This window comes from Streptomyces sp. CNP082 (assembly GCF_059570535.1).
The window spans coordinates 79,596-93,416 of sequence record NZ_JCANSZ010000001.1; the positions used below are offsets into that span (position 1 = coordinate 79,596).

Consider the following 13,821-nt stretch of genomic DNA (forward strand, 5'->3'; position numbering starts at 1 on the left):
GCCGCGCGGGCGTGACGCGGTGCGCCCCGCGGCCGGTCAGCCGGTCGGCTGCGCGGTTCAGTCGACCCGGATGAACCGGACGGCGTCGGCGCGGGTGAAACCCGCCCCCGCGGTGAGCCGTACGGGCAGCGCGCCGGCGTCCGGCCGGTGGCGGCCGAGGGCGACCCAGGTGCCGCCCGCCGCCCGCTGGTCCACCCCGGTGGTCCGCTCCCCCACCGCGTACGACGCCGCCGCGGTGGAGTTCTCGTGCGCGGGCACGTACGCGGCCACCTCGTACAGGCCGTCCGGCAGTTCCGCGCGCCAGACGGCGGTGTCCCCGGCGGTGCCGGTGTAGCGCGTCCGGCCGCCGTCCCAGCCCGTGACGCTGCCGCCCAGCCAGCGGCCGTTCTCCGTGTGCCCGGGGGCGCCGTCGTCGACCACGGTCACGGCGGCGGGGTCGACGAGCCTCGCGGTGTGCACCGGCGAGACGTCGTCGCCCGCGACGATGCGGTACTCCAGGTCCACCAGCCCTTCCTCGAACGGTCCGACGGTGGCGCGGTGGCGTACGCCGTCGAAGTCGGCGTCCGTACGGCTCCACTCCGCATCCCCCTCCCGTCGCCACTCGACGTACGCCGAAGTGGCGGTGGCGTGGATCCACGAGAGCGTCAGCGCGTGGCCCGCGTCGGATTCGACATGCGAGAGCCCGGGCGGCGGCAGCACGACCTCGGCCGGGTCGACGAGGAGCCGCCGGGCGTGCTCCCGCGGCACGTCCACGGCGTCGTAGCGGACGCGCGTGACGACCTCGTACGAGCGCAGCGCGGCGTCGGACGGCGGCGTGGCACGCCAGGTGGCGGTCAGGGTGCGGCCCGGGGGCAGGGTGCGGGCCCGGGTGGGTCCTTCGGGTGCGGAGAGCCGCCAGCCGTCCGGGACCACCGCGTCGACGACGACGTTCCGGGCCGGGTCGTCCGGTGGCGCGGTGAAGCCGGCGGTGACCTCGACGGACCGGCCGGGCGCGGCGAGGACGCCACCGGGGTCGGCGGTGAGCCGCGCGTCGGTGGGGCCGCGACCGCAGGTCGTACGCCCCGGCTCCGCGGCGCAGACGCGGGCGGCGAAGCCACCGTCGGCCGCGAGCGGCACGGTCAGCCGGTCGCCGCGGGTGACGGTGCTCCGCTCGACGGCGATGCCGTCGCGCCCGCCGTCGGGGTCCGCGTCCCGGAACACCTCCAGCAGGTGCCGGCCCGGCGGCAGCATCCCGAGCCGGAAGTCCGCGGTCTGCGCCCGGTCTCCCGCCGCGATCCCGCCTAGGTACCACGCGGCCCCGCTGCGCCGCGCGAGCACCGCCCGCTCGCCCGGCTCGCCGTCGAGCAGCCGCGTCTCGTCCCACACCGCGGGCACCGACGCGAGCAGGTCCGCCGCCTCCGGGTGCCGGGCGTACGACTCGGGGCTGTCGGCGAAGTGCTGCACCCCCGACTCGTACACCACGGCCAGCGCCAGTTCGTGCGCGTCGCTCGTGCGCCGGTCCGCGGTGGAGAAGGTGACCGGGGTGTAGTCCATCGTGCCCACGGCGTTGCGGGTGAAGGGATACGTGGCGTTCACGTCGGGGCCGATGCGCTTCGGGTCGATCTTGTACAGCTCGGCGCCCGCGACCGCCTCCACCGTCAGCACGTGCGGCCAGGTGCGCTCGATGCCGCGCGGCAGCGTGGCGCCGTGGAAGTTGACCAGGAGCCGCAGCCGCGCGGTGTCGGCCAGCACGGCGTCGTACCAGGCCAGCCGCTCCTGGCTGTCGGAGTCCATGAAGTCGAGCTTCACGCCGCTGATGCCCCAGGACTTCCACAGCGGGAGTTTCGCGTCGCGCTGCTCCTGCGTCTCCAGGTCGCTCCAGCGGCTCCACAGCCACACGCCGACGCCGCGGGCGCGGGCGTACGCGACGAGTTCGGGCACCCACGCGGCGTCCCAGCCCTCGTCGACGAGCACGTACTCCCAGCCCTGCCGGACCGCGAGGTCGACGTATTCCTTCTGGGCCGCGAGGCTGTGCGGGCTGGCGGAGTCCGACCACCAGGACCAGGCGGCGGCGCCCGGCTCGATCCACGAGGTGTCGGCGACGCGCGAGGGCGGGGCGAGGTCCTGCACGAGATCGGACTCGACGACGCCGGCGAGGTCGCCGACGACCGCGACGCGCCAGGGGGTGGCCAGCGGTCCCGGCGCGGTCTCGCCGCCTGCGTCGGGGAGGGTGACGGCGAAGGCGCCGTCGCGGCGGGTGAGCCGGGTACCGCCGTAGCGGCCGTCCGCGTCGGCCTCGGTGACGAGCGCGTACGTGCCGGGCGCGGTGCGGAACAGCGGCGGGTAGGCGTACGCGCCGTCCGGCACGTCGGCGACCGCCGCCTCGAACGGCCGCTGCGCGTACGTCACCCCGTACGGCGCGGGCCACGCGGTGGCGTCGGGCGGCGGCGCGAAGGCGGACGCCTCGGCGGTGACGGTGACGGGGCCTTCGTGCGGCAGCACGTAGCGGTAGGCGATGCCGTCGTCGTCGGCGCGGACGACGAGCGCCATCCGGCCGCCGGCGGCGTTCTCGAACCGGAAGGTGTGCTCGACCGCGTCGGCGCGGTGGCGCAGTTGCTTGCCGACGAGGGTGTCGTAGCGCTCGGCGACCCGGCGGCTGTCGGTACCCACGAGGGTGAGGCCGCGGGTGAAGTCGCCGTGGGCGGTGGTGATCCCGACGGGTGCGGGCCGCAGCACGGTGTGCCCGTCGTGGCTCACGGACAGCCGCAGGGCGCCGTCGTCGAGCCGCTCCAGCGTGGCGCCGACCCGGCCGCCGGGGGCGGTGGCCGTCCAGCGGCCGGCCGCCGGGGACGGCCCCGTCCCGGCGGGGCCCGCGGGCGCAGCGGGCACGGCGGGAGCCGGCGCCGCCGGGACGAGGAGCACGAGCGCGAGGAGCGCGGCGAGCGCCGTCAGCGGCGCGGCTGCCGGCCTCATCGGCGTACGAACTTCACCGCGTCGGCGTGCGCGCAGCCCGTCCCGCTCGCGGTGAGCGACACCGAGGCGCTCTCGCCCGCCTGGTAGGACTGCGTACCCAGCGAGACCCAGCCGGGGCTGCCGGAGCGCTCGTCGAGGGTGCGGGTGGTGACGGCGCCTGCGTTGTCCAGGGCCACCTTCGCGGCGGGGTCGCCGCCGGTGGCGGAGACGGACTTGCGGATGAACGCCTCGTACGTGCCGGCCGCCCGCAGCCGGGGCCGCCATGTCGCCTCTGCGCCGGCCGCGCAGCCGTAGGAGACGGGCGAGTCCCTGGTCCAGCCGGTGAGCGCGCTGGGCTGCCAGGTGCCGGTGGTGGAGTAGCCGTAGGCGGCGGGGCCGTCGTTGTCGACGTAGTAGTCGCGCTGCCAGTAGCGGACGTAGTCGAAGGAGGCGGCGGAGGGGAGCTTGCCCGTGTCGGGCAGCGAGCCGGTGGCGATGCTGGTGAGCCAGACGGCCGTGTAGTCGTGCATCCACTGGCCGGGGGTGTACGGGGCGGTGTACCTCAGGCTGCCGTCGACGTAGAACTTCACGCCGCTCTCGGACCAGTCGATGCCGTAGGTGTGCCACTGCCTGAGGTCGAGTCCGGTGTCGTACGTCCCGGAGCCGTAGGTGACCGGGCCGTGGACGCCGCTGCCCTCCCAGCCGTGCACGTTGTGCGAGGTCTTGGCGGGGTTGACCGAGTCGGTCTCGAAGCCGTCGACCTCGGTGCGCTGCTCGGGCGGGAAGGTGGTGCTGCCGTCGCCGGCCATGAGCCAGAAGGAGGTGTGCCAGCCGGCGCCGTCGTTGATCCTGGCGCGGGTCTCGTAGTAGCCGTAGCGCAGGTGCTTCCTGGAGACGACGCCGCCGCCGGTGAACTGCTTGCCGGCGTAGTCCTCCTGTTTCAGCGCGATGTGCAGGGCGCCGCCGGACTGGGTGACGTTCTGCGGGCGCTGGGCGCTGTTGGCCTTCACGTCGGTGCGGAAGTTCCACTTGGCGGTGTCGACGGCCGAGCCGCCGAACTCGTCGCCGAAGACCTGGGTCCAGCCCGTCCCGGGCGGCCCCGCGGCGGGCGCTGCGGCGCGCTCCGCGGCGGCGGCCGGGGCGGGCGGGGCCGCCGCGGCGGCGGGCAGCGGGGCGACGGCGAGCAGGGGCAGGGCGGTGGCGGCGGCGAGCGCCGCGGCGAGGAGGGTGAAGGGGGTGGCGCGGGGCATGGGACGTCCTTCCGGTCGCGTCGGCGGAGAGGGCTACTCGGCGAGGTCGAGCGCGACGACCGCGATGCCGTGGGGCTTCAGCGCCACGGTGAAGCGCGGCGCGTCGGCGGCGGTGAGGCGGCCGGAGACGGCGCGGATGCCGGTGATGGTGCGCGGCCCGTCCGGGTGCGCCAGCGCCGGGTCCGCGGTCACGGTGGCGGTCAGCGGCCGGGCGCTGCTGTTCAGCACCAGCGCGAAGAGCCGGCCGCCGTCGGTGGCGAGCGCGCCGAGGGTCTCCGCGTGCGGGGTGTCGGCGGTGAGCAGCCGCGGCGGGATGCGCAGGGTGGCGGGGGTGCCGTGGACGCGGCCGGGGGCGAAGCCGTAGGTGAGCTGGCCGCCGACCTTGGGCGTGAAGTAGCCGCGGGGGAAGCCGATCCGGTCGCCGGTGCGGGTGCGTACCTCTTCCAGCAGGTAGTCGAGGATCCAGCCGATCTGCCACCAGGCGTGGTGGGGGAAGGAGCCGATGCCGTTGTCGAAGCGCACCCAGTAGTACGAGTGCACGCCCGGCTCCTCGGCGACGAAGGCGTCCCGGCCGAGGGCGGCGGCGCGGGCCATGTCGCGGAAGAGGGGGTCGCCGGTCAGGCGGTGGATGCGCAGGTAGGTGCCGGCGAAGCTGGAGAGCAGGATGGGGCCGTTGCCGGGGGCGCTGTCGTTCTGCTCCTTCTGCAGGCCGAGCTGGGTGAGCTGCCACGCCTCGTAGGTGGCGCCGGCCCGGGTGCGGGGCTCGGTCGACGGGGCGGGGTGGGTGTAGATCCAGGTGGTGTGGAGGCGGGCGACCTCGATGGCGGCGTCGCGGTAGCGGCGCTCGCCGGTGGCGTCGGCGAGGTCGAGCAGGCCCTGGATGCCCTGGGAGAGGGACAGGTCCATGCGGAAGCCGGAGTCGCCGGTGGAGCCGAGGTAGCGGGCGCGTTCGACGGCGTGCGCGACGTACCAGTCGGCGCCGCGCACGGCGCCGTCGAGGTAGCGCCGGTCGCCGAGCGCGTGGTGGGCGACGAGGAGGCCGTACCAGGTGGGGCGCAGGTCCTCGGTCAGATGGGGGTAGGTGACCGCGTACGGCGGCTCCTTGTCGGTGGCGACGACCCACGAGCCGTCGGGCTTCTGGGCGTCGGCGAGGTGGTCGGCGGCGAGCCGGATGCGGCCTTCCAACTCGGCGTCGCCGGGCTGGAAGAGCAGGATGTGCGCGAGGTCGGTGATGACGTAGTACGCGGTGGCCAGCGGCTCGACGTAGTCGGCGATGTCGGCGTCGGGGTTGCCCTCCTCGACGAAGCGGTCCGACGTGAACAGGTAGTACTGGCCCTTGAGCGCCCCCTGGTAGCGGCCGGCGGCGGTCTGCTGCTGGGCGAGCTTGAAGTTGCGCACGTACGGCAGCCGGTCGCGTTCCAGCAGCGGGTCGGAGGTGGCGGCGGCCAGGCCCCACATCGCGCCGATGTCGGAGTTCTTCATCGCGTCGTTCTCGGCGCCCTGGACGAAGCCGTTGTACTTCTGGGCGCCGATGACGGTGCCCTCGTACTCGTCGGTGAGCCACTGGGAGAGCACGGGGTCGGCGATGTAGGTGGCCTGGATGCGGGCGAGGCGCTCGGTCAGGGCGTGCTTGTTGGCGGCGAGTTCGAGGTAGCGGCCGAAGCCGTAGACGTCGGTGGCGGCGTGCCGCAGCGCCTCGAACCAGTCGGCGTCGGTGAGGGTGAAGCGGAAGTCGAGGACCCGTTCGTCGCCGGGGGCGCAGCGGGAGTCGGCGCGGCCGAGGATAGGGCGGGCGAGGTGCGGGGTGAGGCGGCCGGCGCGGTCGCGGGTGGACAGGGCCATGCGTACGTCGCGGTGGGTGACGCGGTCGGCCGCGTACGGGTCGCGGGCCATGCCGGGTTCGGCGACGGCGGCGAGGGTGAGCCCTTCGGTGGTGCTGACGACCGGGGCGAGGGTGGTGGCGAGGTCGTCGTAGAAGAGGTGCGGCACGGCGGGCAGGCCGTGGCCGTACTCGGCGGCCATGCGCAGGTCGGGGTTGGTCTCGTGGCCGTACCAGCCGCCGGGGACGCAGCCGAAGGCGAGGTCCTGCTCGGGCAGGGCGCACAGCGTGGGGGTGCGCAGGCTGACCCAGCCGTCCCGGGCGGCGGTCCAGGTGAGGGTGACGCGAACGTCGTGGGGGTGGCGGCCGTCGATGCGCCAGCGGGCTTCGAGGGTGCCGAGGGGGTGGGTGTGGCGGAAGACGACTGCCTTGTTCTGGGAGGTGCCCTCGGCGGCTGCTTCGGCGGGGAGGAAGGCGTGGTGGGTGCCGGCCTCCTCGCGGCGGACCTGCTCGGCGTCGGGCGGCTCCGCGCCGTCGTGGTGGGTGAGGCCGTACTCGCCGAGGGCGCCCGGGAGTTCGCGCCAGCCGCGGCGGGTGCGGACGCGGACCCGGACGGCGCGCCAGCCGGCATCGGTGCGGCCCCAGGTGAGGCGGACACGGTCGCCGTCCAGGTGCAGGGTGTCCGGGCCGGCGGCGCGGTCTCCGGCGGTGCCGGCGGCGGGGGTCGCGGCGGTGGCAACTGCGCCTGCCTGGGCCGACGTTGCCACGGCGGTGACTCCCGCGGCCTTCACGAAGCTCCGGCGGCTGGGCATCGATGACACGCTCCCAACATTGCAACTGACATCCGTAATGCAGGAAGAGTGTCCACATGCTGCACGGTCGTCAACCCCCGCCGCACGAGAAAACCGGGTGCCATCTCCACTCCCGATCCGGGCCGTTGCTGCAGAAGCACGGTCACAAGGGTTGACGCCGTCGCAATATGTGGGCAACGATCCCGCATGTTGCAAACAAGATTCACTGGAGTCGCGGATGGCATCGGATCAGGGCAACAACCAGAGCGTGGAGCGTGCGGTGGCCGTGCTCGCGGTCTTCCAGAACGGCCACCCGGAGCTGCGGGTCTCCGACGTCGTACGCATCACCGGCCTCGGCACCTCGACCACCTCCCGGCTCCTGGCCACGCTGGAGTCACTCGACTACGTCGAACGTGACGCCGTCAGCGGGCTGTACCGCCTCGGCACCGCCCCCATCACCCTCGGCGGCGTCGCCGTCAACCACCACCCCGTCCACCGCGAGGCGCGCCAGCTCGCCCAGGAGCTCGCCGCCCGCCTCGGCCTCGGCGCCAACGTCGCCATCCGGCACGGCGCCGCGCTGTTCTACCTGCTCAACTTCGAAGGCAGGCTGGCCCCGAGGTCCACCGTGCTCACCGGCCAGCGCAAGCCGCTGCACGCCACCGGGCTCGGCAAGTGCCTGCTGCTGGGCCTGGCTCCGCAGCGCCGCCGCGACCTGCTGCCCGAGGCCGGGCTGACGGCCTTCACCCAGACCACTCTCACCTCGCACGCCGCGCTCGACGCCGAGTTGGAGGCCGTCGCCCGCCGCGGCTACGCCACCGAGGTCGAGGAGCTGGCACACGGCCGCTCCTGCGTGGCCGCGCCGGTCCGGGACCGCTCCGGCCACATCGTCGCCGCCATCTCCATCTCCGGGCCGCTGTCCACCGTCGCGCTCGACCGGCGCGAGGAGGAGCTGTCCCGTGCCGCCGTCGAGGCCGCCGACTCGGTGAGCGTCGGCCTCGGCTACGTCGGCCCGCGCGCCGCACCGCCCGCCCAGACCGGCCACGCAGACGGGAACGGGAACGGCCCCGGAGGGGCGGACGGCCGGGGCCAGGGCCGGCAGGGCCACCCGCGCGCACCCGAGGGGAGCCGGCCGTGACGCCCCCGTCCGCCTCCCCGAAGCAGGCGGCCCCGGTGCCGTCCGCGGCCTCCCCCGCGCCGGCCCCCGCCCGCAGGGCGTCGAAGCGCGAGGGGCAGCGGCTGTCGAACGGCGCCTTCGCCTTCCTCCTCACCGTGCCGGGCCTGGCGCTCTTCGCGGCGATCGTGTTCTACCCGCTCGTCGCCTCGCTCGTCACCGGCTTCTTCGACCAGGATCTGCGGCTGCCGGGGCGTACGTTCGTCGGCCTGGACAACTACGCCGACGTACTCGACCGCGACTTCTGGCCGGTGCTGGAGAACACGCTCGTGTTCACCGTCGGGGCCACCGCGGCGCCGTTCGCCGTCGGCTTCGCGCTCGCGCTGGCGCTGAACACCGGGCTCAAGGGCAGCGGGTTCCTGCGCGGCCTGTTCCTCTTCCCCTGGGTGATCCCCGGGGTCGTGGTGTCCTTCCTCTGGATGTGGATCTTCAATGCGAACTACGGGGTCCTCAACGGGGCGTTGCTGGAACTGGGCTTCATCGACGAGAGCGTCTCGTGGCTCGGCGAGCCGACGACGGCGATGGTCGCGGTGATCGTCACCAAGACCTGGGCGAGCTTCCCGTGGATGATGGTCATGATGCTGGCCGGTCTGCAGACCGTGCCGCGCGAACTGCACGAGGCCGCGGCCGTGGACGGGGCGGGGGCCGTGCGCCGGTTCCGCGCCGTCACCTGGCCGGGGGTGCGGGGCGTCGCGGCGATCGTGATCCTGCTGGAGTTCATCTGGAACTTCCAGCACTTCGACACCATCTACGTCCTCACCGGCGGCGGCCCCGCCGGTGCCACGGAGACCTTCGCGGTCGCCGTCTACCAGGACGCCTTCAAGGGCTTCGACCTCGGCCACGCGGCCGCGCTCGGCGGGTTGTGGATGCTGCTGCTCCTGGTGCTCGTCGGCGTGTACCTCAGGGCCTCCGAGCGGGAGGACAAGCACTCGTGACCACCGCCCAGGCCACCGCCGCCGGCGGCGCCTCGCCCGAGGCCGCGCCCGCCGGCGCCGGCCGGACCGCCGGGCGCGGCCCGGCCGCCCGCAGACCGCGCCGCCGCCCCGACCAGGTCCGCTCGTCCGTCGCCGGGTGGGCCGCGGTCGGCGTCATCGGGCTCTTCGGCCTGCTGCCGATGTACTGGATGCTGGTCACCGCGCTCAGCCCGCCGGGGCAGGCGTTCCGCTTCCCGCCGCGGTTCTTCCCGACCGAGATCACGTTCGCGCACTTCCGGGCCTTCGCGGAGAACGACAAGCTCTTCGACTACATGGTCAACAGCGTGATCGTCGCCGGCCTGACCGCGCTGCTGAGCGTCGTGGTCTCGACGTACATGGGCTACTCGTTCTCCAAGTTCCGCTACCGCGGCCGCAAGTCGCTGATGAACTTCGTGCTCGCCTCGCAGATGTTCCCGCAGGCGCTGCTGCTGATCACGCTGTACGCGGTGTTCCGCCAGTTCGACCTGCTCGGCACGTACACGGCGCTGATCCTGTCCTTCACCACGTTCACGATGCCGCTGTGCGTGTGGATGCTGAAGGGCATCTTCGACACGGTCCCGGACGCGCTGCTGGAGGCCGCCGCCATCGACGGCGCGTCCCGGTGGCGCACCCTGCACAGCATCGTCGCGCCGCTGGCGGCGCCCGGGATGATCGCGGCCGGGCTGTTCGCGTTCGTCCGCGGCTGGAACGACTTCATCTTCGCGCTGACGCTCTCCGGCGACGACACGATGACGCTGCCGCCGGGCCTGGTGAACACGTACCTCGGCGAGTTCCAGACGGCCTGGCCGGCGCTGATGGCGGCGTCGCTGATCGTCTCGGTGCCGGTGGTCGCCGCGTTCATGCTCCTGCAGCGGTACCTCGTCGGAGGGCTGACCGCCGGAGCCGTCAAGAGCTGACCGGCGCCGCCGCGCCCGGTCCCGTACCCCGCCACGCTTCCCAACCTCCAAGGAGTCGGCATGTCCCGCCACGCACTACCCCGTCACGCACTGCCACGCCGCGACACCCTCAGGCTGCTGGGCCTGGGCACCCTGGGACTCGCCGTTCCCGGCGCCCTGGCCGCCTGCGCCCCCTCCGGGGGCGGCTCGGGAGACGGCGGCGACGCGGACGCGAAGAAGTTCGGCTTCACCTCCTGGTCGCTGAACGAGGAGGCGAGCAAGCCGGTCGTGGAGGGGATCATCTCGGACTGGGAGAAGGCCGGGAAGGTGGAGGTGTCCACGACGGAGTATCCGTACAACGAGTACCTGAAGCAGCTGACGCTGAAGCTGAGCGGCGGGGAGATCAGCGGCGCGGTGCAGTTGGACATCGCGTGGCTGGCGGCGGTGGCGCAGATGGGTTCGCTGCTGGACCTGGGGGACGCGGCGGCCGGGGCGGGCTACACGGACGTGGCACTGGCGAGCGGGCAGTACGAGGGGGTGCAGTACGGGCTGCCGTGGACGACGGGCTCCATCGGGCTGATCGGCAACCAGCGGCTGCTGGACGAGGCGGGGATACGCCGGCTGCCGGGCACGGTCGCGGAGTTCGAGGACGCGCTGCGGGCGCTGAAGGACCTGGGCGGCGGCGTGACGCCGTACGCGGCGGCGACGAAGGTGGAGCAGCTCAAGGACATCTTCCCGTGGATGCAGACCTTCGGCTGCCCGATCGTCGAGGACGGCGAGGTGGCGATCGGCGACGACGCGTCGGTGGACGCGGTGGAGTGGTTCAAGAAGCTCTACGACGAGAAGCTGATCGCCAAGGCGGTGGACAGGTTCGACGCCCGCGCCCTGTTCGCGCAGGGGAAGGTGGGCTTCTACGACGACGCGCTGGTCGGCAAGGGCGCGACGCTGGCGGAGGCGTCGGACGAGTCGCTGGCGGAGGCGATGGTGGCGGTGCCGCGGCCGGTGCTGAAGAAGGGCGACGACCCGCAGGCGCTGCTGTGGGGGCACGTCATCGTGGTGACCAAGGGCGAGGGCTCGTCGGCGGCGACGGACTTCGCCGTGCACACCACCTCCGACCAGGCCACGGTCGTCGACTACTTCGGGAAGCTGGCGCTGCCGCCGACGACGTCGGAGGGGCTCGCGGCCCCGGAGGTGGCGTCGGACGAGTTCACCACCGAGTGGACGGAGAAGATCACCGCGACGGCGACGCCCGGGCCGTTCTGGACGTACGCGAACAACGCGCAGATCGAGGAGGCGGTGGCCAAGCAGGTGCAGGCGGTGCTGGTCGGCGACTCCTCGGCGAAGGACGCGATGAGGACGGCCGGTGACGACATCGCCCGCCTGATCGAGGAGTGAGCGTGCGCAGAGGTGTCAGAGCGCGCGCGGTGCGCCGAACGCTGCTGCCGGCGCTGCCGCTCGCGCTGCTCCCGGCGCTGCTGCCGCCCGCGCAGGCGGCGCAGCCGGCGCCCGCGGAGCGGGGGGCGGGGGTCCCGGGGGTGGCGGGTTCCGCGGGGAGCCCGGCGGGGTACCGCGTCTCCGACCGGGGGCGCGACCTGGTCGTCACGGGCGGGACGTACCGGATGACGATCGCGAAGGACGGCTTCCGCTACGGCTTCGAGCGGCGCGACGGCACGGCCGTGGCGCCGCCGCACGCCGCGTCCGGGCTGCGGGTGAAGGGCCCGGGGGACACGGAGTTCGCGGACGCGGAGTCGGCCCGGCTCGTCTCGGCGGGCCGGTCGGCAGCGGTGCTGGACGTGCGGCTCGCCGACGGCGGTTCGGTGCGCGTCGTGCTGCGTCCGCAGGCCCGCTCGGTGGGCGTGGCGGTGACCGGGGTGCCCGCGTCGAGCACCGTCGACCTGCGCACGGGGCACGTCGGTCCGGCGTACGGGCTCGGCGACCACGGCTCGTTCGGGGACGGCCGGCCGGAGACCGGCACGCCGTGCAGCGGCAAGGTGGAGGCGCGCCCGCGGGCGGAGCTGACGGGGCTGGTCCTGGACAACGTCACCAACCAGGGCTCCTGCAAGCGTTTCGTCTCGACCTTCGCGGTCTTTCCCCGGCAGAGCTTCGCCGAAGTGCTGTTCGCCGAGGGGCAGAAGCGCGTCGGGCTGACGGAGGCCGAGAACCGGCTGGGGGTGGCGGGCGCCGACGGCGTCGACGGGCTGCACTACTTCCTCGGCACGGACGTCAAGCAGCTCTACGCCGACTACCGCCGTGCCCGGCACGCCGCGGGCTACGCGGACGTGCGGCCGCGGCCGCAGATGTTCGAACTGGGCTGGGAGGCGTACGGGGCACTGGGCTGGAACACGTACCAGTCGTCGGTGGAGACCACGGTGCGGGACTTCCTCGACCGCGGCTACCCGCTGGGCTGGGGCGTGGTCGGCTCCGGCTTCTGGCCGGGGGAGCGCGGCAACCCGGCGGAGGGCACCACGAACTCCTTCGGGATGTGGGACGACACCGCCGAGGAGGGCCGCGACGACGGGCTGCCCAACCCCCGCTACCCGGACCCGGAGGCGCTGAAGCGGCTCTTCGCGAGCAACGACGTGGCGCTCCTCCTCGGCGCGCGCAACAACTTCAAGGCCGGGCGGGACGACGGGGGCAACCACAACCCGGTCACCGACGCCGGGTTCATGGAGGAGGCCCGCAGCCGCGGCTATCTGCTCGCCGACGCGGACGGCAAGCCGGTGAAGGTCACCAGGGCGCAGTTCCCCTCCGGCACGTCGTACGTACTGGACGGCCGGAATCCCAAGGCCGTGGACTGGTACGTGGCGCAGACCCGCAAGTGGGGCGTGGACGGCTGGAAGGAGGACACCATGCTCTACACCCCCGACCTGTGGCGCGACGGCAACTGGAACGCGCTGCTGAAGGCGCTGCACGACGCCGGGGACGCGGTGATGGTGCGCAACACGGCCTATTCGCTGCCCGGTGACTGGGCCCGGATCAACGACACGATCTACGGCACCGGCGCGGTGTACCACGAGGACCCGGACCGGATGCCGGTGAACCTGCTGAACACCGCCGCAAGCGGCCACGGCAACCTCTACCCGGACTTCGTCGGCGGCACCCCGGGCAAGGCGGAGCCGACCGACCCGGCGTACCGCGCGTACTTCGCCCGCAACGTGCAGTTCAACGCGCTCACCCCGGTGCTCGGCTTCGGCCAGGGGCCGTGGCGGTTCGGGGACGACATCGCCGCGGACGCCAAGAAGCTGGCGCTGTGGCACGACTCCCTGCACCCGTACCTCTACGACGCGGTCCTCGACGGCCACGCCTCCGGCTTTCCGTACGCGATGACGCCGCTGCACCTGGCGTACCCGGCCGACGAGCGGACGTACGGGCTGGTCGACGAGTCGACCCGGCGGTACGAGTGGATGCTCGGCGAGTCGCTGCTCGCCGCGCCGGTGTGGGGGTCGGACTTCGCGACGGCGACGGGGCGGGACGTGTACCTGCCGGCCGGGACGTGGATCGACGTCAACACCGGTGAGCGGCACGAGGGCCCGGTGACGCTCACGGACCACGAGGTGGCCCGGGGCGACGTGCCGGCGTTCGTGGGCGGGAAGGGCGTGCTGGTGCGCCGCGTGGAGGCGGGCTCGTCGGACCGGCTCCGGGCGCAGGTATTCCCGGTGACGCGGGGTTCGGTGTACAGCTACGATGACGGGAAGCGCACGTCCCGGATCGTGAACGCGAACGCCGGCTGGTCCGCGAAGTCGCTGAAGGTGCTGGACACGACCGCCTCCCGCGCGGTCGACTTCTCCGTGGACCCCGTCACCGGTGCGGTCGAGTTCCCGCTGCGCGCGGGCCACGACTACCGGCTGGTGGGCGGGAGGGCGTGAGCCTCCGCGGGTGAAGCGGGCGGTCGTCGCCGTCGAGGGTTCGGCCGACGCCCGCCCGAGCCCGGTCCCGGGGACCGCAACCCCGGGACCGGGCTCACTCTCGGCCGGCGGGGGTGCGGAACGGGCATGCGGCGCCGGGCGGAT

8 protein-coding genes are annotated in these 13,821 nt (G+C 73.7%); 5 read left to right on the plus strand and 3 right to left on the minus strand.

Annotated features, from left to right (window positions below; genetic code table 11):
* Positions 1-57: 57 nt before the first annotated feature.
* Genes B124_RS00325 through B124_RS00335 form a run of 3 tightly spaced genes read right to left on the minus strand, consistent with a single transcriptional unit; the run spans position 58 to position 6,812 of the window.
* On the minus strand, positions 58-2,952 hold the full coding sequence (locus tag B124_RS00325) for a glycoside hydrolase family 97 N-terminal domain-containing protein (protein ID WP_496500532.1): 2,895 nt from the start codon (positions 2,950-2,952) through the stop codon (positions 58-60).
* Positions 2,949-4,181: a family 16 glycosylhydrolase gene (locus tag B124_RS00330; RefSeq protein WP_496500533.1), complete on the minus strand. Its 1,233-nt coding sequence runs from the start codon at positions 4,179-4,181 to the stop codon at positions 2,949-2,951. The genes B124_RS00325 and B124_RS00330 overlap by 4 nt, the downstream gene beginning before the upstream one ends.
* A 33-nt stretch (positions 4,182-4,214) precedes the next feature.
* Positions 4,215-6,812, minus strand: a complete 2,598-nt coding sequence (locus tag B124_RS00335) for a hypothetical protein (protein WP_496500534.1) — start codon at positions 6,810-6,812, stop codon at positions 4,215-4,217.
* 217 nt (positions 6,813-7,029) lie between these two features.
* On the opposite strand from B124_RS00335, the gene B124_RS00340 reads away from it, so the two are divergent.
* Genes B124_RS00340 through B124_RS00360 form a run of 5 tightly spaced genes read left to right on the plus strand, consistent with a single transcriptional unit; the run spans position 7,030 to position 13,677 of the window.
* A complete protein-coding gene (locus tag B124_RS00340) occupies positions 7,030-7,926 on the plus strand; it encodes an IclR family transcriptional regulator (protein ID WP_496500535.1) in 897 nt (298 codons plus the stop codon).
* On the plus strand, positions 7,923-8,897 hold the full coding sequence (locus B124_RS00345; protein ID WP_496500536.1) for a carbohydrate ABC transporter permease: 975 nt from the start codon (positions 7,923-7,925) through the stop codon (positions 8,895-8,897). Before B124_RS00340 ends, B124_RS00345 begins: the two co-directional genes overlap by 4 nt.
* A complete protein-coding gene (locus tag B124_RS00350; protein WP_496500537.1) occupies positions 8,894-9,832 on the plus strand; it encodes a carbohydrate ABC transporter permease in 939 nt (312 codons plus the stop codon). The genes B124_RS00345 and B124_RS00350 overlap by 4 nt, the downstream gene beginning before the upstream one ends.
* A gap of 60 nt (positions 9,833-9,892) precedes the next feature.
* Positions 9,893-11,206, plus strand: coding sequence for an extracellular solute-binding protein (locus B124_RS00355; RefSeq protein ID WP_496500538.1), 1,314 nt, complete (start codon positions 9,893-9,895; stop codon positions 11,204-11,206).
* 2 nt (positions 11,207-11,208) lie between these two features.
* Positions 11,209-13,677, plus strand: coding sequence for a hypothetical protein (locus tag B124_RS00360; RefSeq protein ID WP_496500539.1), 2,469 nt, complete (start codon positions 11,209-11,211; stop codon positions 13,675-13,677).
* Positions 13,678-13,821: the final 144 nt, after the last annotated feature.